The organism is Pseudomonas sp. ICBG1301, assembly GCF_016918385.1.
GTDB classification, from domain to species: domain Bacteria; phylum Pseudomonadota; class Gammaproteobacteria; order Pseudomonadales; family Pseudomonadaceae; genus Aquipseudomonas; species Aquipseudomonas palleroniana.
In genome coordinates this window covers 356,717-378,886 of the sequence record NZ_JAEKGB010000003.1, presented here as the reverse complement: position 1 = coordinate 378,886, position 22,170 = coordinate 356,717, and the positions used below count along the sequence as shown (strand labels likewise).

20 protein-coding genes and 1 pseudogene are annotated in these 22,170 nt (G+C 62.6%); 18 read left to right on the top strand and 3 right to left on the bottom strand.

The window, feature by feature from the left end; all coding sequences use genetic code 11:
• Nucleotides 1-63 precede the first annotated feature (63 nt).
• The 5 genes and pseudogenes from JBE38_RS27990 to selO all read left to right on the top strand — a co-directional run.
• Nucleotides 64-816, top strand: a pseudogene (locus JBE38_RS27990) (MCP four helix bundle domain-containing protein); the annotation flags it as partial.
• 30 nt (nt 817-846) lie between these two features.
• Nucleotides 847-1,719, top strand: a complete 873-nt coding sequence (locus JBE38_RS27985) for a methyl-accepting chemotaxis protein (RefSeq protein ID WP_411985128.1) — start codon at nt 847-849, stop codon at nt 1,717-1,719.
• A gap of 271 nt (nt 1,720-1,990) precedes the next feature.
• Nucleotides 1,991-3,733: a potassium/proton antiporter gene (locus JBE38_RS08940; RefSeq protein ID WP_060755169.1), complete on the top strand. Its 1,743-nt coding sequence runs from the start codon at nt 1,991-1,993 to the stop codon at nt 3,731-3,733.
• A 49-nt stretch (nt 3,734-3,782) separates the two neighbouring features.
• Complete coding sequence (mscK, locus tag JBE38_RS08935) at nt 3,783-7,121, top strand: mechanosensitive channel MscK (RefSeq protein WP_090367235.1); 3,339 nt, start codon at nt 3,783-3,785, stop codon at nt 7,119-7,121.
• A gap of 48 nt (nt 7,122-7,169) precedes the next feature.
• Nucleotides 7,170-8,633, top strand: coding sequence for a protein adenylyltransferase SelO (gene selO / locus JBE38_RS08930; RefSeq protein WP_205344153.1), 1,464 nt, complete (start codon nt 7,170-7,172; stop codon nt 8,631-8,633).
• 5 nt (nt 8,634-8,638) lie between these two features.
• Here selO and JBE38_RS08925 read toward each other — a convergent pair whose 3' ends face one another.
• Nucleotides 8,639-9,040: a helix-turn-helix domain-containing protein gene (locus JBE38_RS08925; RefSeq protein WP_060755172.1), complete on the bottom strand. Its 402-nt coding sequence runs from the start codon at nt 9,038-9,040 to the stop codon at nt 8,639-8,641.
• Nucleotides 9,037-9,333 carry a type II toxin-antitoxin system HigB family toxin gene (locus JBE38_RS08920; RefSeq protein WP_060755173.1) on the bottom strand — a complete coding sequence of 99 codons (297 nt, stop codon included), beginning with the start codon at nt 9,331-9,333 and terminating at the stop codon, nt 9,037-9,039. The genes JBE38_RS08925 and JBE38_RS08920 overlap by 4 nt, the downstream gene beginning before the upstream one ends.
• 236 nt (nt 9,334-9,569) lie before the next feature.
• Here JBE38_RS08920 and trxC point away from each other — a divergent pair, with 236 nt between their 5' ends.
• The gene (gene trxC / locus JBE38_RS08915; protein ID WP_126851488.1) at nt 9,570-10,004 is read left to right on the top strand and encodes a thioredoxin TrxC; all 435 of its coding nucleotides are present in this window, start codon (nt 9,570-9,572) and stop codon (nt 10,002-10,004) included.
• 226 nt (nt 10,005-10,230) lie between these two features.
• Here the strand turns inward: trxC and JBE38_RS08910 are convergent, their stop codons facing one another.
• Nucleotides 10,231-11,001: a ParA family protein gene (locus JBE38_RS08910; RefSeq protein ID WP_060755175.1), complete on the bottom strand. Its 771-nt coding sequence runs from the start codon at nt 10,999-11,001 to the stop codon at nt 10,231-10,233.
• A gap of 336 nt (nt 11,002-11,337) precedes the next feature.
• Here JBE38_RS08910 and JBE38_RS08905 point away from each other — a divergent pair, with 336 nt between their 5' ends.
• Genes JBE38_RS08905 through JBE38_RS08850 form a run of 12 tightly spaced genes read left to right on the top strand, consistent with a single transcriptional unit; the run spans nt 11,338 to nt 22,152 of the window.
• Nucleotides 11,338-12,060, top strand: coding sequence for a beta-ketoacyl synthase chain length factor (locus tag JBE38_RS08905; RefSeq protein ID WP_205344152.1), 723 nt, complete (start codon nt 11,338-11,340; stop codon nt 12,058-12,060).
• On the top strand, nt 12,036-12,848 hold the full coding sequence (locus tag JBE38_RS08900; protein ID WP_205344151.1) for a lysophospholipid acyltransferase family protein: 813 nt from the start codon (nt 12,036-12,038) through the stop codon (nt 12,846-12,848). Before JBE38_RS08905 ends, JBE38_RS08900 begins: the two co-directional genes overlap by 25 nt.
• The gene (locus tag JBE38_RS08895; protein ID WP_060755178.1) at nt 12,826-13,095 is read left to right on the top strand and encodes a phosphopantetheine-binding protein; all 270 of its coding nucleotides are present in this window, start codon (nt 12,826-12,828) and stop codon (nt 13,093-13,095) included. Before JBE38_RS08900 ends, JBE38_RS08895 begins: the two co-directional genes overlap by 23 nt.
• A gap of 9 nt (nt 13,096-13,104) precedes the next feature.
• Nucleotides 13,105-13,359, top strand: a complete 255-nt coding sequence (locus JBE38_RS08890) for an acyl carrier protein (RefSeq protein WP_060755179.1) — start codon at nt 13,105-13,107, stop codon at nt 13,357-13,359.
• Entirely contained in the window at nt 13,356-13,901 is a 546-nt protein-coding gene (locus JBE38_RS08885) for a COG4648 family protein (RefSeq protein ID WP_090367243.1), read from the top strand. Before JBE38_RS08890 ends, JBE38_RS08885 begins: the two co-directional genes overlap by 4 nt.
• On the top strand, nt 13,898-15,568 hold the full coding sequence (locus JBE38_RS08880) for an acyl-CoA synthetase family protein (RefSeq protein WP_205344150.1): 1,671 nt from the start codon (nt 13,898-13,900) through the stop codon (nt 15,566-15,568). Before JBE38_RS08885 ends, JBE38_RS08880 begins: the two co-directional genes overlap by 4 nt.
• Entirely contained in the window at nt 15,561-16,295 is a 735-nt protein-coding gene (locus JBE38_RS08875; RefSeq protein WP_060755182.1) for a glycosyltransferase family 2 protein, read from the top strand. Before JBE38_RS08880 ends, JBE38_RS08875 begins: the two co-directional genes overlap by 8 nt.
• A complete protein-coding gene (locus tag JBE38_RS08870; protein WP_060755214.1) occupies nt 16,292-17,227 on the top strand; it encodes an LpxL/LpxP family acyltransferase in 936 nt (311 codons plus the stop codon). Before JBE38_RS08875 ends, JBE38_RS08870 begins: the two co-directional genes overlap by 4 nt.
• Nucleotides 17,211-18,752 (top strand): HAL/PAL/TAL family ammonia-lyase, encoded by a 1,542-nt coding sequence (locus JBE38_RS08865; protein ID WP_205344149.1) that lies wholly within the window; start codon nt 17,211-17,213, stop codon nt 18,750-18,752. Before JBE38_RS08870 ends, JBE38_RS08865 begins: the two co-directional genes overlap by 17 nt.
• Nucleotides 18,745-19,170, top strand: coding sequence for an acyl-CoA thioesterase (locus JBE38_RS08860; protein WP_060755184.1), 426 nt, complete (start codon nt 18,745-18,747; stop codon nt 19,168-19,170). Before JBE38_RS08865 ends, JBE38_RS08860 begins: the two co-directional genes overlap by 8 nt.
• Nucleotides 19,167-19,850, top strand: a complete 684-nt coding sequence (locus JBE38_RS08855) for an outer membrane lipoprotein carrier protein LolA (protein WP_090367250.1) — start codon at nt 19,167-19,169, stop codon at nt 19,848-19,850. The genes JBE38_RS08860 and JBE38_RS08855 overlap by 4 nt, the downstream gene beginning before the upstream one ends.
• Complete coding sequence (locus JBE38_RS08850) at nt 19,840-22,152, top strand: MMPL family transporter (RefSeq protein ID WP_205344148.1); 2,313 nt, start codon at nt 19,840-19,842, stop codon at nt 22,150-22,152. Before JBE38_RS08855 ends, JBE38_RS08850 begins: the two co-directional genes overlap by 11 nt.
• Nucleotides 22,153-22,170: the final 18 nt, after the last annotated feature.

Sequence of the window (22,170 nt, the reverse complement as noted above, 5' to 3'; positions counted from 1 at the left end):
GCGCACGCCCTTAAGACTTTAGTCGCATGGCCGATAGCCGATGCATACCCGTCTCAAGACCGCATGGATCGCGCTTCTTCCCAGGATTCCCGCATGTCTATCCGTAATATGAATATCGCTCCGAGGGCCTTCCTCGGCTTCGCGTTTATTGGCGCACTGATGTTGTGTCTGGGCGTGTTCGCCTTGAACCAGATGAGCAAGATCCGCGCAGCCACCGAAGCCATCACCCTGAGCAGCGTGCCGAGCATCCGCGCCCTGGACGAGTTCACCCAACTGACCCTGCGCCTGCGAGTGCTGTCGTACCGCCTGCTGACTAACCGCGAGCCGGACGTGCAGCAAAAGACCCTGGATGCCTTCGACCTGCGCAATCAGCAGATCCGCACAGCCCAGGCCGTCTACGAAAAGCTGATCAGCAGCCCTGAAGAACGCAATGCCTACGAGGAGTACGTACGCCTGCTGGGCCAGTACCACCAGATTGAAGAACGCATGAAGAGCCTGTCGCGCGCCAATCAGATCGAAGCCCTGCGCGACCTGCTGAACACGCAATTGTTGGACAACTCCGAGCAGGTCAATGCCGTGTTGACCCGCCTGCTGGACATCAATAACAACGATGCCAATGCCGCCAACCTGCAAGCCAAAAACCAGTACGACATGGCCTTTGACCTGGTAGTGGGCCTGCTGATCATCGCCACGGGGCTGACGCTGTTGTTCGCCTGGTTGCTGACCCGCAGCATCACCGTGCCGATTTTCCAGGCTCTGGAAGCGGCCGAAGAAGTGGCTGAAGGCAACCTGACCCGCCCGATCAAGGTCGACGGCAACGACGAAGCCGGCCGCCTGCTGGCCGCCATGGCCAAGATGCAGGACAAGCTGCGCGACACTCTGCAACGCATCGCCGGCTCCGCCACCCAGCTGGCGTCCGCCGCCGAAGAACTGAACGCCGTCACCGACGAAAGCGCTCGCGGCCTGACCCAGCAGAACAACGAAATCGAACAGGCTGCCACTGCCGTCAACGAGATGACCAGCGCCGTCGAAGAAGTCGCACGTAATGCGGTCAGCACCTCGGAGGCCTCGCGCAACGCCACCACGTCGGCCGGCGACGGACGTGATCTGGTACAGGAAACCGTCAGTGCCATCGAACGCATGAGCAGCGACGTGCAAGCCACCGCCACCCTGATTGGCGAGCTGGCCAACGAATCGCGTGACATCGGCAAGGTGCTGGACGTGATTCGCGGCCTGGCCGACCAGACCAACCTGCTGGCCTTGAACGCGGCGATTGAAGCGGCGCGTGCCGGTGAAGCCGGTCGTGGCTTCGCCGTGGTCGCCGATGAAGTGCGGGCGCTGGCCCACCGCACTCAGCAATCGACCAGTGAGATCGAACGGATGATCGGCAGCATTCAGACCGGCACCGGGCATGCGGTGGATTCGATGCGTAACAGCACCGAACGCGCAGAATCCACGCTGAACATCGCCAAAGGGGCAGGCATGTCCCTGGACACTATCAACACCGCGATCATCGAGATCAACGAGCGCAACCTGGTGATCGCCAGCGCAGCGGAAGAACAGGCACAGGTGGCGCGTGAAGTGGACCGTAACCTGGTGAACATTCGTGATCTATCGGTGCAGTCGGCAACCGGTGCCAGCCAGACCAGTACGGCGAGCAGTGAGTTGTCGCGCCTGGCAGTGGATTTGAACGGGATGGTGAGCCGTTTCCGCCTCTGACTAAACCTTTGTAGTGAGCGGGCTTGCCCCGCGCTGGGCGGCGCAGCCGCCCCAAACCCAGGCACCTCGGTCCTTCTGAAATACCGCGGTGTATTTGTTGGGGCGGCGTTGCCACCCAGCGCGGGGCAAGCCCGCTCACTACAGGGAAATTGTTTGTATCGGAGCCTGCCGAAAAGCTTTTGACAGCGCAGCAATTCAACAGGTTAGAATCGCTGGCACGCAGACTGCATGGTCAGTTTGCGCCCGTCTTCCCAGCCCTGGAGTACTGCCTTTGAATGCAACGACCATCAACAGCCTGTTCTTGATCGGCGCGTTGCTGGTGGGTGCGAGCATTCTGGTGAGTTCCCTTTCGTCCCGCTTAGGGATTCCGATCCTGGTGATCATCCTGGCCGTGGGCATGGTCGCCGGCGTGGATGGCGGCGGCATCATCTTCGACAACTACCCGACCGCCTACCTGGTCGGCAACCTCGCCCTGGCCGTGATCCTGCTCGACGGCGGCTTGCGCACACGGGTGGCGAGTTTCCGCGTGGCACTCTGGCCAGCGTTATCGCTGGCCACGGTGGGGGTGTTGATTACCACCGGCCTGACGGGCATGGCGGCGGCCTGGCTATTTGACCTGAATCTCATCCAGGGCTTGCTGATCGGCGCAATCGTCGGCTCCACGGACGCCGCCGCGGTGTTTTCGCTGTTGGGCGGCAAGGGCCTGAACGAACGGGTTACCGCCAGCCTGGAAATCGAGTCCGGCAGCAACGACCCGATGGCGGTGTTCCTCACCGTGACCCTGATCGACATGCTCGCCAGCGGCCAGACCGGCCTGCACTGGAGCCTGCTGACGCACCTGATCCGCGAGTTCGGCATCGGCGGCATCATCGGCCTGGGCGGCGGCTGGCTGATGCTGCAGATGGTCAACCGCATCAACCTGGCCACCGGCCTGTACCCGATCCTGGTGATCGCCGGCGGCCTGGTGGTATTCGCCCTGACCAACGCCCTGCATGGCAGCGGCTTCCTCGCCGTGTACCTGTGCGGCCTGGTCATCGGTAACCGGCCGGTGCGCAGCCGTCATGGCATTTTGCATATGCTCGACGGCATGGCGTGGCTGGCACAGATCGGCATGTTCCTGGTGCTGGGCCTGCTGGTCACGCCCCATGACTTGCTGCCGATTGCCCTGCCGGCCCTGGGCCTGGCGCTGTGGATGATTCTGTTTGCGCGACCGCTGTCCGTGATCGTCGGCCTGTTACCGTTCAAGGCGTTTCACGGTCGCGAAAAAGCCTTTATCGCCTGGGTCGGCCTGCGCGGCGCGGTGCCGATCATCCTCGCGGTATTCCCGCTGATGGCCGGGCTGCCCCATGCGCAGCTGTACTTCAACCTGGCGTTCTTTATCGTGCTGGTCTCGTTGCTGGTGCAAGGCACCAGCCTGCCGTGGGTGGCCAAACTGCTCAAGGTCACCGTACCGCCGGAACCCGCACCGATCTCCCGTGCAGCGCTGGAAGTACATGTCACCAGTGAGTGGGAGTTGTTCGTCTACCGCCTGGGCGCGGAGAAGTGGTGCATCGGCGCCGCCCTGCGCGAACTGAAAATGCCCGAGGGCACGCGGATCGCCGCCCTGTTCCGGGGCCAGCAACTGCTCCATCCGTCGGGTAGTACGGTGCTTGAAGTCGACGATCTGCTCTGCGTGATCGGTCACGAACACAACCTGCCGGCCCTGGGCAAACTGTTCAGCCAGGCGCCGCAACGCGGCCTGGATCTGCGTTTCTTCGGCGACTTCGTCCTGGAAGGCGACGCCCAACTGGGCGCGGTTTCGGCCCTGTACGGCCTCAAGCTCGAAGGCATCGACCCGGACATGCCGCTGAGCAGCTTCATCACCCAGAAAGTCGGCGGCGCACCTATCGTCGGCGACCAGGTGGAGTGGAACAACACCATCTGGACCGTCGCTGTCATGGACGGGAACAAGATTGGTAAAGTCGGCGTCAGATTTCCCGAAGGAAGTCGCCCGGGCCCCGGACTCTTCCTCTAAACTGCGGGGCCACAATGCCCCGATTCTTCACCTTGCTCGACCGGTCTCTATGCCAACCTTGCGCACTTATCTCGCCACTGCCCTGCTGAGCCTGACCCTGTGTGTCGGCATCGTCCATGCCGCCGAGCCGCCCAGCGCCGACGCCATCCAGCAAAGCCTGGACAAGCTGCCCGACCGCAAGCTGCCCGACGCCGATATGAAGGCGCTGCAGACCATCCTGCAACAGACCCTGACCTTTTTGGGCAACAAGCAGGATTACGAGCAGCGCCTCATCGACCTCAAGCGCCAACTGGAAGACGCTCCGCGCCAGACCAGCGAAAACCAGCGCGAACTGGTGCGGCTCAAGGCCACCAAAATCATCCCGGTGGCGCAGCGCTACGCGAGCCTGCCGGTGCCGCAGCTTGAACAACTGCTGGTGCAACGCTCCACCCAGCAAGGCGACCTGCAAAAAGAGCTGGCCGACGCCAACAGCCTGACCATCGCCGCTCAAACCCGCCCCGAGCGCGCCCAGACCGAAATCAGCAACAGCCAGACGCGTATCCAGCAGATCAACGCGACCCTCAAGCTCGGTAAAGACAACGGCAAGACCCTCAGCGGCGACCAGCGCAACCAGCTGAATGCCGAGCTCGCCTCCCTGAATGCGCTGATCCCGCTGCGCCGCCAGGAACTGGCCGGCAACAGCCAACTGCAAGACCTGGGCAACAGCCAGCATGATCTGGTGGTCGAAAAAACCGCGCGCCTGGAACAAGAGATCCAGGACCTGCAAACCCTGATCAACCAGAAGCGCCTGGCCCAGTCCCAACAGACGGTGACCCAACAGTCCATCGAAGCGCAAAAAGCCGGCAGCAGCAGCCTGCTGGCCTCCGAGAGCGCAGCCAACCTCAAGCTCTCCGACTACCTGCTCAAAAGCACCGACCGCCTCAACGACCTGACCCAGAAGAACCTGGAGACCAAACAGCAACTGGACACCGTGACCCAGAGCGACTCGGCCCTGGACGAGCAAATCAACGTGCTCAAGGGCAGCCTGCTGCTGTCCAAGATCCTCTACAAACAAAAACAGGCGTTGCCGCGCCTCACCGTCGACCGCAACCTGGCAGACGACATCGCCAACATTCGCTTGTACCAGTTCGAGGTCAACCAGCAACGCGAGCTGATCAGCACCCCCAGCAGCTATGTCGATAACCTGCTGGCCAACCAGCCGCCGGATGAAGTCACCCCACAACTGCGCCGTACCCTGCTGGAACTGGCGATCACGCGCAGCGACCTGCTGGAGCGCCTGAGCCGGGAACTGAGCGCACTGCTCAATGAATCCATCACCCTGCAACTGAACCAGAAACAACTGCTCAGCACCGCCAGCAACCTGCGCGCGACCCTGGATGAGCAAATGTTCTGGATCCCCAGCAACAAGCCGCTGGATACCGAATGGCTGGAAACCGTACCGGATCACCTGAGCAAGCAGATCACCACGTTGCCCTGGGCCTCCAGCGTCAGCGAACTGTATGACGGCCTGACTCAACGCCCGCTGCTGTTCCTGCCATTGCTGCTGTTGATCGGTGCCTTGCTGTGGCGACGCAAAGCCCTGTACCAGCGCCTGAACAAGGTCCACCTGGACATCGGCCACTTCAAGCGCGACAGCCAGTGGCACACACCGCAGGCGATCCTGATCAATATCCTGCTGGCATTGCCGGTCTCCCTGGGCCTGGCGTTGTGCGGCTATGCCCTGCAGATCGACGCTCGCGGGCAAAACGCCAACCTGGGCGTCGCACTGCTGCTGATTGCCCAAGCGTGGCTGGTGTTCTACACCGCCTACAGAATTCTCGCGCCGGGCGGTGTGGCTGAACTGCATTTCCGCTGGGAGCGGCCTCAGGTGGCCTTTCTCCAGGGTTGGATACGCAAACTCGGGCTGGTCGTATTGGCGCTGGTTGCCGTGGTGGCCATCGCCGAACATCAACCGGCGGCGCTGGCCGACGACGTGCTCGGCATCGGCGTGGTACTGACCTGTTACGCATTGATGGCCTGGCTGCTCGGTCGCCTGCTGCTGAACAGCCCAACCCACGAAAAAGCCTCGCTGTTCCGAAAAGTCGTAGGGCTGGTGTTTACCGCCCTGCCCATCGCGCTGTTTATCGCGGTGTGCTTCGGCTACTACTATACCGCGCTCAAACTCAGCGACCGTCTGATCAACACCCTGTACCTGCTGATGCTCTGGCTGGTCATCGAGGCCACTTTCGCACGCGGCCTGGGCGTTGCCGCACGACGCCTGGCCTATGCCCGGGCCCTGGCCAAACGCCAGGCCGCCAAGGAAGCCGGCGATGGCGAAGCCGTGATCGAAGAACCGACCCTGGATATCGAGCAGGTCAACGAACAATCCATGCGCCTGATCCGCCTGGCGTTGCTGGGCGGCTTCATTGCGGCGCTGTACTGGGTGTGGAAAGACCTGATCACCGTGTTCTCCTACCTGGACAACGTGACCCTCTACGAATACACCAGCGGCACCGGTGCCAACATCAGCATGGTGCCGATCAGCATCGGCGACCTGCTCGGTGCTTCGATCATCGTCGGCATCACCTTCGCCCTGGCGCGCAACCTGCCCGGTTTGCTGGAAGTCTTGGTGCTGTCCAAGCTGGACCTGGCCCAGGGCAGCGCTTACGCCACCACCACCTTGCTGTCGTATGTGATTGCCGGCGTCGGCTTCGTCTCTACCCTGTCCACCCTCGGTGTGAGCTGGGACAAGTTGCAATGGCTGGTGGCGGCGCTGTCGGTGGGGTTGGGGTTCGGGATGCAGGAGATTTTCGCCAACTTCATCTCCGGCATCATGATCCTGTTCGAACGCCCCGTGCGCATCGGCGACACCATTACCATCGGCAACCTGTCGGGCACGGTGAGCAAGATCCGCATCCGCGCCACCACCATTACCGACTTCGACCGCAAAGACATCATTGTCCCGAACAAGACATTCATCACCGGGCAACTGATCAACTGGTCGCTGACCGACACCATCACCCGCGTCACCCTGAAACTGGGCGTGGACTACGGCTCCGACCTGGACCGCGTGAAAGAGCTGCTGCTTAAGGCTGCCCGCGAAAACCCGCGGGTGCTCAAGGAGCCGGAGCCGCATGTGTACTTCCTCAACTTCGGCGAAAGCACCCTCGACCACGAACTGCGCATGCACGTGCGTGACCTGGGCGACCGCAACCCGGTGATCGACGAAGTGAACCGCTTTATCAACCGCGAGTTCAAGAAAGAGCACATCAACATTTCGTTCCGCCAGATGGAGGTTTACCTGAAAAACCTGCACGGCCAGGAATACAAACTGGTGGAAGTCGACCCGCCGACCCAGCCCGCCAACGACGGCGGTGTGCAAGAACCGCCGCCCAGCAAACTCGACTAACGGCGTTATCCCCAGCAGAATGCTCGGACATTCTGCTGGAGATGGCCGGTGAAAGCCCTCGACGAACTGACCTTCGACAACCGTTTCGCACGCCTGGGCGACGCGTTCTCGACCCACGTACTGCCTGAACCCCTCGACGAACCGCGCCTGGTCGTAGCCAGCGACGCCGCCATGGCCCTGCTCGACCTTGACCCCGCCGTGGCCGACACACCGGTGTTCGCCGAGCTGTTTGGCGGCCACAAGCTGTGGGCCGAGGCGCAACCACGGGCGATGGTCTATTCCGGGCATCAGTTCGGCGGCTATACCCCGCAACTGGGTGACGGCCGTGGGCTGTTACTGGGCGAGGTGTACAACGACGCGGGCGAACACTGGGACCTGCACCTCAAGGGCGCCGGCATGACGCCTTACTCACGGATGGGTGATGGACGCGCCGTGTTGCGCTCATCGATCCGCGAGTTCCTGGCCTCTGAAGCCCTGCATGCGTTGGGCATCCCCAGCAGCCGCGCCTTATGCGTGATCGGCTCCAGCACACCGGTATGGCGTGAAAAACAGGAGCGCGGCGCGATGGTGCTGCGCCTGGCGCCCAGCCATATCCGCTTCGGGCATTTCGAGTATTTCTACTACACCCAGAAGCCCGAGCAGCAGGCGCAGTTGGCCGAACATGTGCTGAACCTGCATTACCCCGAGTGCCGGGAACAGCCCGAACCGTACCTGGCAATGTTCCGCGAAATCGTCGAGCGCAACGCCGAGATGATCGCCAAATGGCAGGCTTACGGCTTCTGCCATGGGGTGATGAACACCGACAACATGTCGATCCTGGGCATCACCTTCGACTTCGGGCCGTTTGCGTTTCTCGATGATTTCGACGCGCACTTCATCTGCAACCACTCCGATCATGAAGGGCGTTACTCATTCAGCAACCAGGTGCCGATCGGGCAGTGGAACCTCAGCGCATTGGCCCAGGCGCTCACCCCGTTTATCAGCGTCGACGCGTTGAAAGAAGCCCTTGGCCTGTACCTGCCGCTGTATCAGGCGCACTACCTGGACCTGATGCGTCGCCGGCTGGGGCTGACCACCGCCGAAGATGATGACCAGAAATTGGTCGAACGCCTGCTGAAGCTGATGCAGAACAGCGGCGTGGACTACACGCTGTTCTTCCGCCGCCTGGGGGATGAGCCGGCGGCGCTGGCAGTGGCACGTCTGCGCGATGACTTTGTCGACCTGGCCGGGTTTGACGCCTGGGCCGAGCTGTACAAGGCCCGTGTTGAACGCGACGGCGACGGCAGCGAAGCACAGCGCCGTGCGCGGATGCATGCGGTGAACCCGCTGTATATCTTGCGCAACTACCTTGCGCAAAACGCGATTGCCGCCGCCGAGTCCGGGGATTACAGCGAAGTGCGGCGGCTGCATGAGGTGCTTTCCAAGCCGTTCGAGGCGCAAGCGGGAATGGAGCAATACGCGCAGCGGCCACCGGATTGGGGTAAGCATCTGGAGATCAGTTGTTCGTCTTGAAGCCCTTAGATAAAGGTCTCCACTGAAACGCCAAAACGCTCAGCCAGCCAACGAATTTGCCGCACGTTGAGCTGGCGCTTTCCGCTCAGTATTTCAGAAACCACGGACTGGGCGCCGACGCCCGGCAAGTCGCTCTGGGTAAGGTTATGCTCGCGCATCATGTATCGCAGGACATCGACGCCACTGGCGACGGGCATTGGGCGATGCTTTTGATCGTAGGCTTCGATCCAGTCGCTGAGAATGTCCACCAAGCTCATCAGAGGGCTGTCTTCAACCTCACCGATCAGGCTCAATAACTCGTCCAAACCGCACACCAGCGCATCATAGTCCGCCTCGCTTTCTGGTTTGCGCAGCACCGGCGAAACGAACTGCCAGTGTTCAGCCGCTACTCGCATGAGTGCGCTCATCTGATTTTTTCCTTCCATTTATCTTTCTCATAATCGCGGTGATCAAGCAGATGCTTGATGTAAACGCGCTGCACCTGATACGCCACGCAAGCAATCAACCTCAGCTTGTTACCCCCGATATCAAACACGTGAAACTCTCCGACCTTGTCAGTGGCGGGGAACATGGTTTTCATCGACGCAAAGTCTTTGGGGGAGTTGCGTTTGATTACGCGATACCACTGATCCAACGCCATCGCTGAGCGCGGCCACTTTTCCTTGGCTTCCCAGATCCTTTTTTCACTGATGACTCGCATGCAACATCCTTATCGCATCTTGCTATGAAGGCTAAGCTCGAATTGCGACTATCGCAATTTGCTATAGCCACAAACAGACCAACGGCTCAGAACAAAACCGGCTTTAGCAGCCTAGGCAGCCGAACTCAGATCGACACAGGCAAAACTGTGAGCGGATAAGTCTCCTCTTCCAACCTTGATAACCCCCAGACTTGGCTCCAAATACACTCCACTGGCCACACCCAAGGAGCGCATCCATGTCCGAACCTCTCGTCATTCCCTGCCCACATTGCAACGGCCTCAACCGCATCCCCGGCGAACGCCTGGGTGATGCGCCCAAATGCGGGCGTTGCAAGCAAGCGGTTTTGTTGAACAAGCCTTTCGAGCTGAAGCAAGGCGACTACGCCAGCCAGATCAAGGGGGATTTACCGTTACTGGTCGATGTATGGGCCGACTGGTGCGGGCCGTGCAAGTCGTTTGCACCGGTGTTCGAACAGGCGGCAGGGCAACTGCAGGGCAAGTGCCGGCTGGCCAAGCTGGACAGCGAGGCCAACCAGCAGTTGTCGGCGCAGTTGGGCATTCGCTCGATCCCGAGTCTGATTCTGTTCAAGAACGGCCGCGAAGTGGCGCGTCAGAGTGGGGCGTTTCCATTGCCGCAGTTGATGAGCTGGTTACGCAGCCAGGGCATCTGACCCAACCTCAAAAACAACACAAATCAAGTGTGGGAGGGGGCTTGCTCCCGATAGCAGGCTATCAGCAGCACCTGTGCTGACTGACCCACCGCCATCGGGAGCAAGCCCCCTCCCACATTTGACCGCGTTTTACCTAAAGATTTAGAGCGGTGAGGTTATTGCTCGTCCAGGCGTATAAGCCAGGGGATCTGCCCCCTCCCACATAAGTTTTGTGTTGCGCCTCAGGTCACGCGTTTTCCAGCAGGTTATGCAATTCCACAAACTGCTGGGTCAGCTTATGCCGTGGGTCCAAGTGGATCAGCGGCTTGCTCTCCTGGTGTGACTCGCGCATACGCACGGAACTGGCCAGGTACACCGGCAACACCGGCAAGCCTTCGGCGATCAACTCGTCGAGCATCTGCTGCGGCAGGCTCGCCCGGGCCTGGAACTGGTTGACCACAATGCCCTCCACTTCAAGGCCTTCATTATGGTCTTCCTTCAACTCTTCGATTTCCGCCAGCAGGCCATAAAGGGCCTGACGCGAGAAGCTGTCGCAATCGAACGGAATCAACACTCGATCAGCGGCAATCAGCGCCGAAACCGCATAAAAATTCAAGGCCGGAGGGGTATCCAGGTAGATCCGATCGTAATCTTCACCCAGCTCATCCAGCAGTTTTCGCAGCTTGTTGATCTTGTGCTTGGCCTCAAGCTTGGGCTGCAAATCCGCCAATTCCGCGGTGGCGGTGACCACATGGAGGTTATCGAACGGCGTTTCGTAGATATCCACCTGGTTTTTCTTGGAAAACGGCCCCGAAGACAGGGTTTGCTTGAAAAAATCGGCGATACCCATAGGGATATCGTCGCCGGTCAGCCCGGTGAGGTACTGGGTTGAGTTGGCTTGTGCATCGAGGTCCACCAACAGGGTTCGATAGCCTTCGCTGGCGCTGACCGCCGCCAGGTTGCAGGCAATGCTGGACTTGCCCACACCGCCTTTCTGATTGAACACCACGCGCCGCATGGAAAAACCTCCGTGTATCAATGAATGTCCCGAGTGTAGAGGGCAAAAGCGCCTGTTAGCTACCTCGTTCATCCGTTCAGCCCTGCATGACACGCCGATACCAGGACCTCGCATACAAATGAAAGGGACGCGTCCGACGCCCCAACGAGCACCGCGTAAAGGACAATCGGCAAATCTCCACGACTGATTTGTAATCGACGTGCACAAATTTTTACCAAAATTTGCTAGAACCCCACGCCACCGGGATAATGCGCGCCATTCGGCCGTTGCTCCCTGTCCCGGTATTCGGGGCCAACAGCCGCACATGGAAGCCCGCAGGGGCGGGATAACGTCTCAGTGATCAACTTCAACATCGCCCAATGGCGCGCATGGGCTCCTGGCCTCGAGAGCGCGGATGCCTGGCGCACATGGTGCCTGGCCCCGGTGTTGCTGCCTGCCAGCGAAGCCTCCCCCGACGTGTCATTCCTCCCGGCCATGCAGCGCCGGCGCCTGAGCCGCTTGGCGCGCATGGCGTTCAGCGTGGGGTGGCCGCTGGCCGAGGGCCTGCAGGACCTGCCTTTGGTCTTTATCTCCCGCCACGGCGAAACCCCGCGCACCCTCGATATCCTCAGCGACCTGGCCAACGACCAGCCGTTGTCGCCCACCCAGTTCAGCCTGTCGGTGCATAACGCGGTGATTGGCCTGTGGTCGATCCTGCGCAATGAAACCAGCGAAATGACCGCCCTCGCCGCCGCCGGCGATGGCCTGGAGCATGGCCTGCTGGAAGCCGCCGCACTGCTCGACGAAGGGGCGCCGGCCGTGCTGCTGGTGATCACCGAAGAACAGCCGCCCGAAGCCTATGCCAGCTGGATCCACGACGTACCCTTCCCCTACGCTCTGGGCCTGTTGCTGACGCCGGGCGACGAGTGGCAGCTGGAACTCAGCACCGGCACTGTCCAACCCAGCACCGCCCAACCGTGGCCCCACGCCCTGAACCTGCTGCGCACCCTGCTGAACGGACAGGACGCCTGCCAACATGCCTGGAAGAACCGTGTATGGAACTGGCAACGCAAGCCCTGACCCGCAAACCGCGGGACGCCTACTACTGGCGCCTGTTCGCCACCGCCGCCAGCTTCGCGCTGTTCGGCCTCGGCGGGCTGTGCCTGCGGTTGCTGGTATTTCCGTTGCTCAGTTGTCTGCCGGGCAGCGCCGACACACATCAGCGCCGTGCGCGCCTGACCATCAGCAGGTTGTTCTGGCTGTTTATCCGCCTGATGCAACGCGCCGGCGTGCTGACCTACAGCGTCGAAGGTGCTGAAAACCTCGGCCGCCCGGGCCAGATGATCATCGCCAACCATCCGTCGCTGATCGACGTGGTGTTCCTGATCGGCCTGGTGCGCCAGGCCAACTGCGTAGTCAAGCAGAGCCTGTGGCAAAACCCCTTCACCCGTGGGCCTGTGCGTGAGGCCGGCTATATCAGCAATGATGGCAGCGCCGAAATGCTCGATGCCGCTGCCGATGCCCTGCGCGAAGGCCAGACCCTGATCATCTTTCCCGAAGGCACCCGCACCCCACCCGGCGCGGCACCCGCCTTTCATCGCGGCGGCGCCGCCATTGCACTGCGCGGTGCGACAATCATTACCCCCGTGGTGATCAAGGTCAACCCGACCACCCTGACCAAGGCCGAACCCTGGTACCGCATCCCCAAATGCCGCGTGCACTTCAGTTTGCGGGTGGGTGCCGATATAGAACCACAAGCGTTTGCCGCTCTTGGGCCTGCGCCCCAGGCTTCACGCAAGCTCAACGATTACCTGCACCACTATTTCATTAAGGAGCTCGCCGAAGATGAGCGACCAACAACGCCTTGAGCACGACATAAAAACGTTGATCATCGAGGCCCTGGGCCTGGAAGACATCAGCGCCGACGACATCGGCAGCGAACAAACCCTGTTCGGCGAAGGCCTGGGCCTGGACTCGGTCGACGCCCTGGAATTGGGCCTGGCGATCCAGAAAAAGTACGGTATCAAGATCGACGCCGACGCCAAGGACACCCGCAATCACTTCACCAACGTGGCCAGCCTTGCGGCGTTCGTCACAGCCAGACAGGCAGCTTGAGACCGTACCATGCAAACTCGTGACGATATTTTCAACACCCTGCGCGATGCCTTGGTGGAACTGTTTGAACTGCCCGCGGAACGCATCACCCTCGAGGCCAACCTGTATCAGGACCTGGAAATCGACAGCATCGATGCCGTGGACCTGATCGACCATATCAAACGCCAGACCGGCAAGAAGATCGCCGCCGAAGAGTTCAAGGCGGTGCGTACCGTGAACGACGTGGTAGAGGCGGTGTACCGTCTGGTCACGCCTGCCGCATGAGCCGGTTGATCGGCCTTGGCCTGTTGCTGGCAGGGCTGCTGTACCCCTTTGCGGTGTATTACGGCACCGAGCACTTCGCGCCATGGCAGTTCGGCCTGTTGCTGGGTAGCCTGTGGCTGCTGCGTGCACTCACTGCGGCTCGGCGCCCCGGCAGTCGCTGGATGGCCGTGACGGTGATTGTGTTCTGCCTGTTGCTGGCCTGGTTCGACAACCCGCAGTGGCTGCGCTGGTACCCTAGCCTGGTCAGCGCATTCATGCTGGCGCTGTTCGGCCTGAGCCTGAAGTATGGCCCGCCGGTGGTCGAGCGCCTGGCGCGCATGACCGAGCCGCAGTTGCCGCCCAAAGCGGTGGTCTATACGCGCCAGGTCACCGTGGTCTGGAGCGTGTTTTTTCTGTGTAATGGCCTGCTGGCCGCCGCCCTCACGCTGTGGGCGCCGCTGAGCTGGTGGACGTTGTACAACGGCTTGATCGCCTACGGGCTGATGGGGCTGTTGTTTGCCGTGGAATGGCTGGTACGACAAAGGGTTCGAGGCCGCGTATGAAAGGTTTGAAACTTGAGCACTTGCTGCTTGAGCCGCTGGAACAGCGCTGGGTGACCAGCGAGCCGCTGATGAATCATGCCCAGCTGTGGGCACACGCCCTGAGCCTCGCGGCGGGCCTGCAAGCGCGTGGCATCCAGCGTCTGGCTGTACATCTGGAAGACGCAGGCTTACTGGCGATTGCCCTGCTGGGCGCCTGGCGTGCCGGGGTCAGTGTGCTGCTGCCTGCCGACCTGCAACCCCAGACCCGCCAACGCTGGGACGACTCAGTGGATGCCTGGCTGGTTGAGCCGACTGATCTCGATACGTTGTACCAGGCGCCATTGAGCCCCGCCGCGCTCGACCTGGACACCTGCCGACTGAGCCTGTGCACCTCCGGCTCCAGCGGTGAGCCCAAGCGTATCGACAAAACCCTGCGCCAACTGGCCAACGAAGTCGAGGCCCTGGAGGCCCTGTGGGGCGCGGACCTCAAAGACGCCTGCATCATCGGCAGTGTCGCCACGCAACACATCTACGGCCTGCTGTTCCGCGTGTTATGGCCGTTGTATGCCGGGCGCCGCTTCGTGCGCCAGCAACTGGCCTTTCCCGAAGACCTGCAGCGCGCCAGCCGCGAACACCCGCAATTTGCCTGGGTGGCCAGCCCGGCGCTGCTCAAGCGCATGGGCGACAACCTCGACTGGCCCGCGTTGCGCCAGGTATCACGGGTGTTTTCGTCCGGCGGCGCCTTGCCCATCGAGGCGGCCGGCGAGCTTTACGATCGCCTGCAGCAATGGCCGACGGAAATCCTCGGCAGTTCGGAAACCGGTGGCATCGCCTGGCGCCAAGGCGCACAGCCGTGGGACCCCTTTGCCGATGTGCAACTGAGCCAGGATGCCGAGGGCGCCCTGCGCATTGCTTCGCCCTATCTGCCGGCCGGTCATATCGAACAGACCGCCGACGCGGCGCGGATCCACGCCGATGGCCGCTTTGAATTGCTCGGCCGCCTGGACCGCATCGTCAAGCTGGAAGAAAAACGCATCTCCCTGCCCATGCTGGAACAGGCACTGATGACCCACCCGTGGGTTGCCGAAACCCGCCTGGGCGTGGTGCAGGAAAACCGCGCATCCCTCGGCGCGCTGGTGGTGCTCAGTGCCGACGGCCTGCACGCCCTGCGCAACCAGGGACGTCGCACGCTGACCCAAACCCTGCGCCAGCACTTGAGCCAACATTGCGAGGCGCTGGCCCTGCCCCGCCGTTGGCGCTTGCTGCGCCAGTTGCCGCTGAACGCCCAGGGCAAGCTGCCCCAGGCCGACGTCACGGCCCTGTTGCTCGCCCCACGGCCAAAAACGCCGCACGTGTTGGAGCAAGTCGAAACCGACGGCGAATGGACCCTGCAACTGAGCGTCCCACCGGACCTGGCCTATTTCAGCGGCCACTTCCCCGCGACGCCCGTACTGCCGGGCGTGGTGCAGGTGGAATGGGCGTTCAACCTGGGCCAACAGCTGATGGACCTGCCCACGACGTTCGCCGGCATGGAAGTGCTCAAGTTCCAGCAACTGGTGCGCCCCGGTGACCAGATCGAGCTGCACCTGCGCTTCGACCCGGAACGCGGCAAACTGTATTTCGCCTACCGCAACGGCGTTGCCGCTTGCTCCAGCGGGCGCATCCAGCTGGTCACCGCCCATGCATAAGCCGTGCGCCCTGATCCCGGTCTACAACCATGAAGCCGCCGTGCCGGCCGTGGTCCATAGCCTGCTGGACAGTGGCCTGCCGTGCCTGCTGGTGGATGACGGCAGCAGCCCGGCCTGCGCGGCCGTATTGGCGCAACTGGCGACGCTGGAGTCGGTCACCCTGCTGACCTTGCCGAGCAACCAGGGCAAAGGCGGCGCGGTCATGGCCGGTTTTCGCGAGGCTGCACGCCTGGGCTTCAGCCACGCCCTGCAGGTGGATGCCGACGGCCAGCACGACCTGCGTGAAGTCGAGGCCTTCCTTGACGCGTCGCGCGCCCACCCAACGGCCGTGATCTGTGGCTATCCCGAATACGATGAAAGCGTGCCCAAGGGCCGCCTGTACGCACGCTACCTGACTCACGTCTGGGTGTGGATCAACACCCTGTCGCTGCAGATTCGCGACTCGATGTGTGGCTTTCGCGTGTACCCGCTGGCACCCACATTGGCCCTGATGGACTCGGCCTACATCGGCACGCGCATGGATTTCGACTCGGACATCCTGGTGCGCCTGGCCTGGCGCAACCAGCCGATGCGCTGGCTGCCGACCCAGGTGCATTACCCCGCCGACGGCCTGTCGCACTTCCGCCTGTTCCGCGACAACGTGCGTATCTCGGCCATGCATACCCGGCTGTTCTTCGGCATGTTGGTACGGGCACCGATCATCCTGTGGCGGCGGTGGCAGGCATGAACGACAGCCACAAACATTGGGCCGACCGCGAGGAGCGCGGCAGTTTCTGGTTGATGAAACTCACCGCTGTCGCCGCCAGGGTCCTGGGCCGTCGCCTGCTGAGCCCCCTGCTGTACGGCATCGTGTTGTACTTCTTCCTCTTCGGCCGCACGGCCCGCCAGAGTGCCTGGGAGTACCAGCAGCGCCTGGCGTACTGGAGCGGCCGCAACGAATTGCAACCCACCCATAAAAGCGTGTTCGGTCAGTTCATGGCCTTCGCCGACGCCTTGCTCGACAAGCTCGATGTGTGGAACGGCAAGCTGCGCATCGAACAGATCGAAATCGACGACCCGGCACAATTGCGTGGGCAACTGCGCGGCGAGCGCGGGCAGATGCTGGTGGGCGCACACTTGGGCAACCTTGAAGTGTGCCGCGCCCTGGCGGAGATCGGCGAGCAAGTCACCATGAACGTGCTGGTGCACACCAAGCATGCCGAGCGTTTCAATCGCCTGCTGGGTGAAGCCGGGGCGACCCATTTGCGTCTGATCCAGGTCAGCGAACTCGACCCGGCCACCATGCTGTTGCTCAGCCAGCGCCTGGACGAGGGCGAGTGGCTGGCGATTGCCGGCGACCGCGTGCCGCTGCACGGCGGGCGCAAGGTGCGGGTGGATTTCCTCGGCCAGGATGCCGCCTTCCCCCAAGGTCCGTGGTTGCTGGCCGGCCTGCTCAAATGCCCGGTCAACCTGCTGATGTGCCTCAAGCACGACGGCCGCTATCGCCTGACCATCGAGCCCTTCACCCAATTGATCGAATGGAAGCGCAGTACCCGCGAGCAGGTCATTGCCCAGTGGACTGCGCGCTACGCCGCACGCCTGGGCGAGTTCTGCCTGCAAGCGCCCCGACAATGGTTCAACTTTTACCCTTTCTGGAAGACCGATGACGACGCATCTTGAGCCGGTAACCTTTGGCGAACGCGCTCTGCGCATTGAAGACGTGCGAGCCCTGGCCAACCGCCAGGCGTCCACGCAGTTGCAGAACGACGCCGCGTATCGCCAGCGTATCGCCAAGGGCGCGCAGTTCCTCGACTCGCTGCTGGACAAGGAAGGCGTGATCTACGGCGTGACCACCGGCTACGGCGACTCGTGCGTGGTGGCGGTGCCGCTGCAACACGTCGAGGCGCTGCCCCGTCACCTGTATACCTTTCATGGCTGCGGGCTGGGCAAGCTGCTCGACGCCCAGGCCACCCGCGCAGTACTGGCTGCGCGGTTGCAGTCGCTGTGCCATGGGGTGTCCGGCGTGCGCGTCGAACTGCTGGAGCGCCTGCAGGCCTTTCTCGAACACGACGTACTGCCGCTGATCCCGGAGGAAGGCTCGGTGGGTGCCAGCGGCGATCTGACCCCGCTGTCTTATGTGGCGGCGACCTTGTCCGGCGAACGTGAGGTGATGTTCCGTGGCGAGCGCCGCCAGGCTGCCGACTTACACCGCGAACTGGGTTGGACCCCGCTGGTATTGCGCCCCAAGGAAGCCCTGGCGCTGATGAACGGCACCGCCGTAATGACCGGCCTGGCCTGCCTGGCCTTCGCCCGCGCCGACTACCTGCTGCAATTGGCCACACGCATTACCGCGCTGAACGTGGTGGCGCTGCAAGGCAACCCGGAGCACTTCGACGAGCGTCTGTTCGCCGCCAAACCGCACCCGGGGCAGATGCAAGTGGCCGCCTGGCTGCGCAAGGATCTGGCAATCGATGCGCCGACCGCGCCGCTGCACCGCCTGCAAGACCGCTATTCGCTGCGTTGTGCACCCCACGTACTCGGCGTGCTGGCCGACAGCCTGAGCTGGCTGCGCGCGTTTATCGAGACCGAGCTGAACAGCGCCAACGACAACCCGATCATCGACGCGCAAGAAGAACGTGTACTGCACGGTGGGCACTTCTACGGCGGGCATATCGCCTTTGCCATGGACAGCCTCAAGACCCTGGTGGCCAATGTCGCCGACCTGCTTGACCGCCAGCTCGCACTGCTGGTGGACGTGCGCTACAACCATGGCCTGCCGAGCAACCTGTCCGGCGCGCCGGCCGACCGCGCCATGCTCAACCACGGCTTCAAGGCCGTGCAGATCGGCAGCAGCGCCTGGACCGCCGAAGCGCTGAAAAACACCATGCCGGCCAGCGTGTTCTCGCGCTCCACCGAGTGCCATAACCAGGACAAAGTGAGCATGGGCACCATCGCCGCCCGCGACGCGATCCGCGTGCTGGAGCTGACCGAACAAGTCGCCGCCGCGACCTTGCTCGCCGCCAACCAAGGCGTATGGCTGCGCGCCCAGGCAGAGGAGGCACGGCCGCTGCCGCCGGCCCTGGCCGCCATGCACGAGGAACTGGGCAAAGACTTCCCGCCGGTCATCGAGGATCGAGCCTTGGAAGGCGAGTTGCGCCTGTGCCTCAAACGTATCGCCGAGCAACACTGGAGGCTGCATGCGTAGCCAGGGCGTGTTGCATTGCGACACTGAAATCCTCGTACCGTTTTTCGACATCGACACCATGCATGTGGTCTGGCATGGGCATTACGTGAAGTACCTGGAAGTGGCGCGTTGTGCGTTGCTGGACAAACTCGGGCACAACTACACCCAGATGCAGGCATCGGGCTACGCCTGGCCGGTGATCGATATGCAACTACGCTACGTGCGCGGCGCCACCTTTGGCCAGACCCTCAATGTGCGCGCCAGCCTGGTGGAATGGGAGAACCGCTTGAAGGTCAACTACCTGATTACCGACCTGGCCAGCGGCGAGCGCATGACCCGCGCCAGCACCGTGCAAGTGGCCGTGGAAATCGCCAGCCGCGAGATGCAGCTGGCCTCGCCCAAAGTCTTCACCGACGCCGTCGAGAGGGCCCTGCAATGAGATCCCCTGTAGGAGCCAGCTTGCCGGCGAAAATCGTCAACGTGAATACGGGCTGCCTGACACTGCGCCGCGCCCTCAGGTTTTTCGCGAGCAAGCTCGCTCCTACAGGGGTTGGGTTGCTGCTAAGCCTGAGTGCTCATGCTTTTGACCTGCAGCAGCTAAGCGAGCAGTTGGCAAAACCATCGGTGATCCACGGCAGCTTCACCCAGGAAAAACACCTGCGCGCCCTGCCCCAGCCGCTGATCAGCAAAGGCACCTTCGTGCTGGCCAAAGACCACGGCCTGCTGTGGCTGCTCAAAACCCCGTTGCAACAGGACTACCGCATCAGCGCCCAGGGCATTGCCCGCCGTGACGCCGGTGGCTGGCAACTGCTGCCGAACAAGAGCGCCGGGGCCGAGCAGAACCGGTTGTTCCTTGCGGTGCTGCAGGGCGACAGCAGCGGCTTGCAGCGCGACTTTGAACTGCAACTGCAAGGCGAAGCCAAGCAGTGGAAGCTGACGCTGGTTCCACGCTCGTTGTTGCTCAAGCAAGTGTTCACCCAGATCAACATTGACGGCGGCGAACTGGTGCAGACCATCCAGTTGCTCGAAACCCAGGGTGACAGCACCGTGCTGCGCATGCAGGACAGCACTGCAAGCCTGCCCCTGACTGACGCGGAGCAACACGACTTTGCCCAGTGAGCGCCTGCTGCCGCGCCTGTTCCTGATCCTGCTGGTGGCCGTGCTGGCCGTGGCCGGCTGGCAGTGGCGCCACGGTGCGCCGCTGTCGGCCAACCTGATGGAACTGGTGCCGGGCAACACGCCGGATGCCCTCGAACTGCAAGCCGAGCAGCGCATGCAGGAACCGTTGAACCGCGAGATGCTGGTGCTGGTGGGGCATACCGACCGCCAGCAAGCGGTGAACGTAGCGCAGCAACTGGGCGAACGCTGGCAGGCCAGCGGCTTGTTTGAAAAGGTGCAATGGAACCTGCAAGCCGACTTGCCGGCACTGCGCGAACAGCTGCTGCGCGGGCGGCTGGCGATGCTCGCGGCCAAGGATCGCGAGCAACTGATCGACCATCCCGACGCGTTTATCCAGCAGCGCGTGCAGGCCCTGTTCGACCCCTTCACCGGGTTCAGCCTGGTGCCGAGCCAGGACGATTGGCTGGGCCTGACCGGGCGCATCCAGAGCAGCCAGCCGCAACATGGCTCGGTGCAACTGGATATCGGCAGCGGCGCGCTGATCGCCGATGCCGACGGCAAAAGCTGGGTGTTGCTGCGTGCGCGCACCACCGGCAATGCCTTCGATATGAAACTACCGCTGCAAGTGGCGGATCTGCTCAAGGCCAGCCGCCTACAGGCAGGCGAACACGGCGCGCAACTGCTCGCCGCCAGCGGCCTGCTCTACGCGGCCAATGGGCAGCAGCAAGCCACACGGGAGATCACCTGGGTCGGCGGCGGCGCCACCTTGGGCATCCTGTTGTTGCTGTTGTTGGCATTCCGCCGCTGGCGCGTACTGCTGGCGTTTGTCCCGGTGCTGGCAGGCATGCTGTTTGGCGCGGTGGCCTGTGTCGCGCTGTTCGGCCACATGCATGTGATAACCCTGGTGCTGGGCTCCAGCCTGATCGGCGTGGCGGTGGATTACCCGCTGCACTACCTGTCGAAAAGCTGGAGCATGCGCCCGTGGCGCAGTTGGCCGGCGTTACGCATCACCCTGCCCGGGCTGAGCCTGAGCCTGGCCACCAGTTGCATCGGTTACCTGGCGCTGGCCTGGACGCCCTTTCCCGCCTTGACACAAATCGCAGTGTTTTCCGCCGCCGGGCTGGTGGGGGCGTATCTGTCGGCCGTGTGCCTGCTGCCGGCGCTGCTCAAGAACGTGGAACTGCGCCCCGCGCAGTGGCCGCTGCGTATTGCCGAGGTGTTGTGGCAAGCGCGTACAGCGCTGCTCAAACACGTACCGAGCCCGGTGTTGTTGGTACTGCTGTTGCTGTTTTGCGCCGGCGGCCTGTGGCACCTGAGCAGCAAGAACGACATCCGCCAGTGGATCGGCGCACCGCCGCAACTGCTACAGGAAGCCCAGGCCGTGGCGCGCATCACCGGTTTTCAGCCAACCAGCCAGTTCTTCCTGGTGCGGGCAGAGAACCAGCAGCAGTTGCTGGAACGCCAGGCCGCATTGGGCCAGCGCCTGGATCAACTGGTAAACATGAATAAGCTCCAGGGCTACCTGGCGCTCAACCAACTGGTCAATCTGCCCGCCGAACAGCAAAAACTGCGCGAGGGACTGAACAACCTGGCGCAGCATTGGCAACCGCTGCTGGACCTCGGCATCCCGGCGAGCGCCCTGCAGGCCGAAGTCACGCAGTTGCAGGCGTTGCCTACCGAAGACATCGATGCGGCGCTCAAGGGCCCGCTGGCCGAACCCTGGCGCACCCTTTGGCTGGGCCCGGTGGACGGCGGCGTCGCGGCGATGGTCAGCCTGCAAGGCTTGAACAACGCGGCGTTGCTGCGCGTACAAGCACAGGATTTGCCCGGCGTGCAGTTGGTCGACCGCCTGGGCGACCTGAACCGAGTGTTTGCCGACACGCAGGTCAGCGCCGCCGAATTGAAACTGATGTCCTGCGTGCTGATCGTGTTGCTGCTGATCCTGCCGTTCGGTTTCGGCGGTGCCTTGCGCATTGTCGCCCTGCCGTTGCTGGCGGCCCTGTGCAGCCTGGCCAGCCTCGGTTGGCTGGGCCAGCCGCTGACCCTGTTCAGCCTGTTCGGCCTGCTGCTGGTCACGGCCATCAGCGTCGACTACGCCATCCTGATGCGCGAGCAGATCGGCGGCGCGGCCGTGAGTCTTCTGGGGACGCTGCTGGCCGCGCTGACGACATGGTTGTCGTTCGGCCTGCTGGCGGTGTCCAGTACACCGGCCGTGAGCAATTTCGGCCTGTCGGTCAGCCTGGGCCTGGCGTTCAGCTTTATGCTGGCGCCCTGGGCCGGGCAACACAAACATGCCTTATGAATACCGTTATCGCCAAAG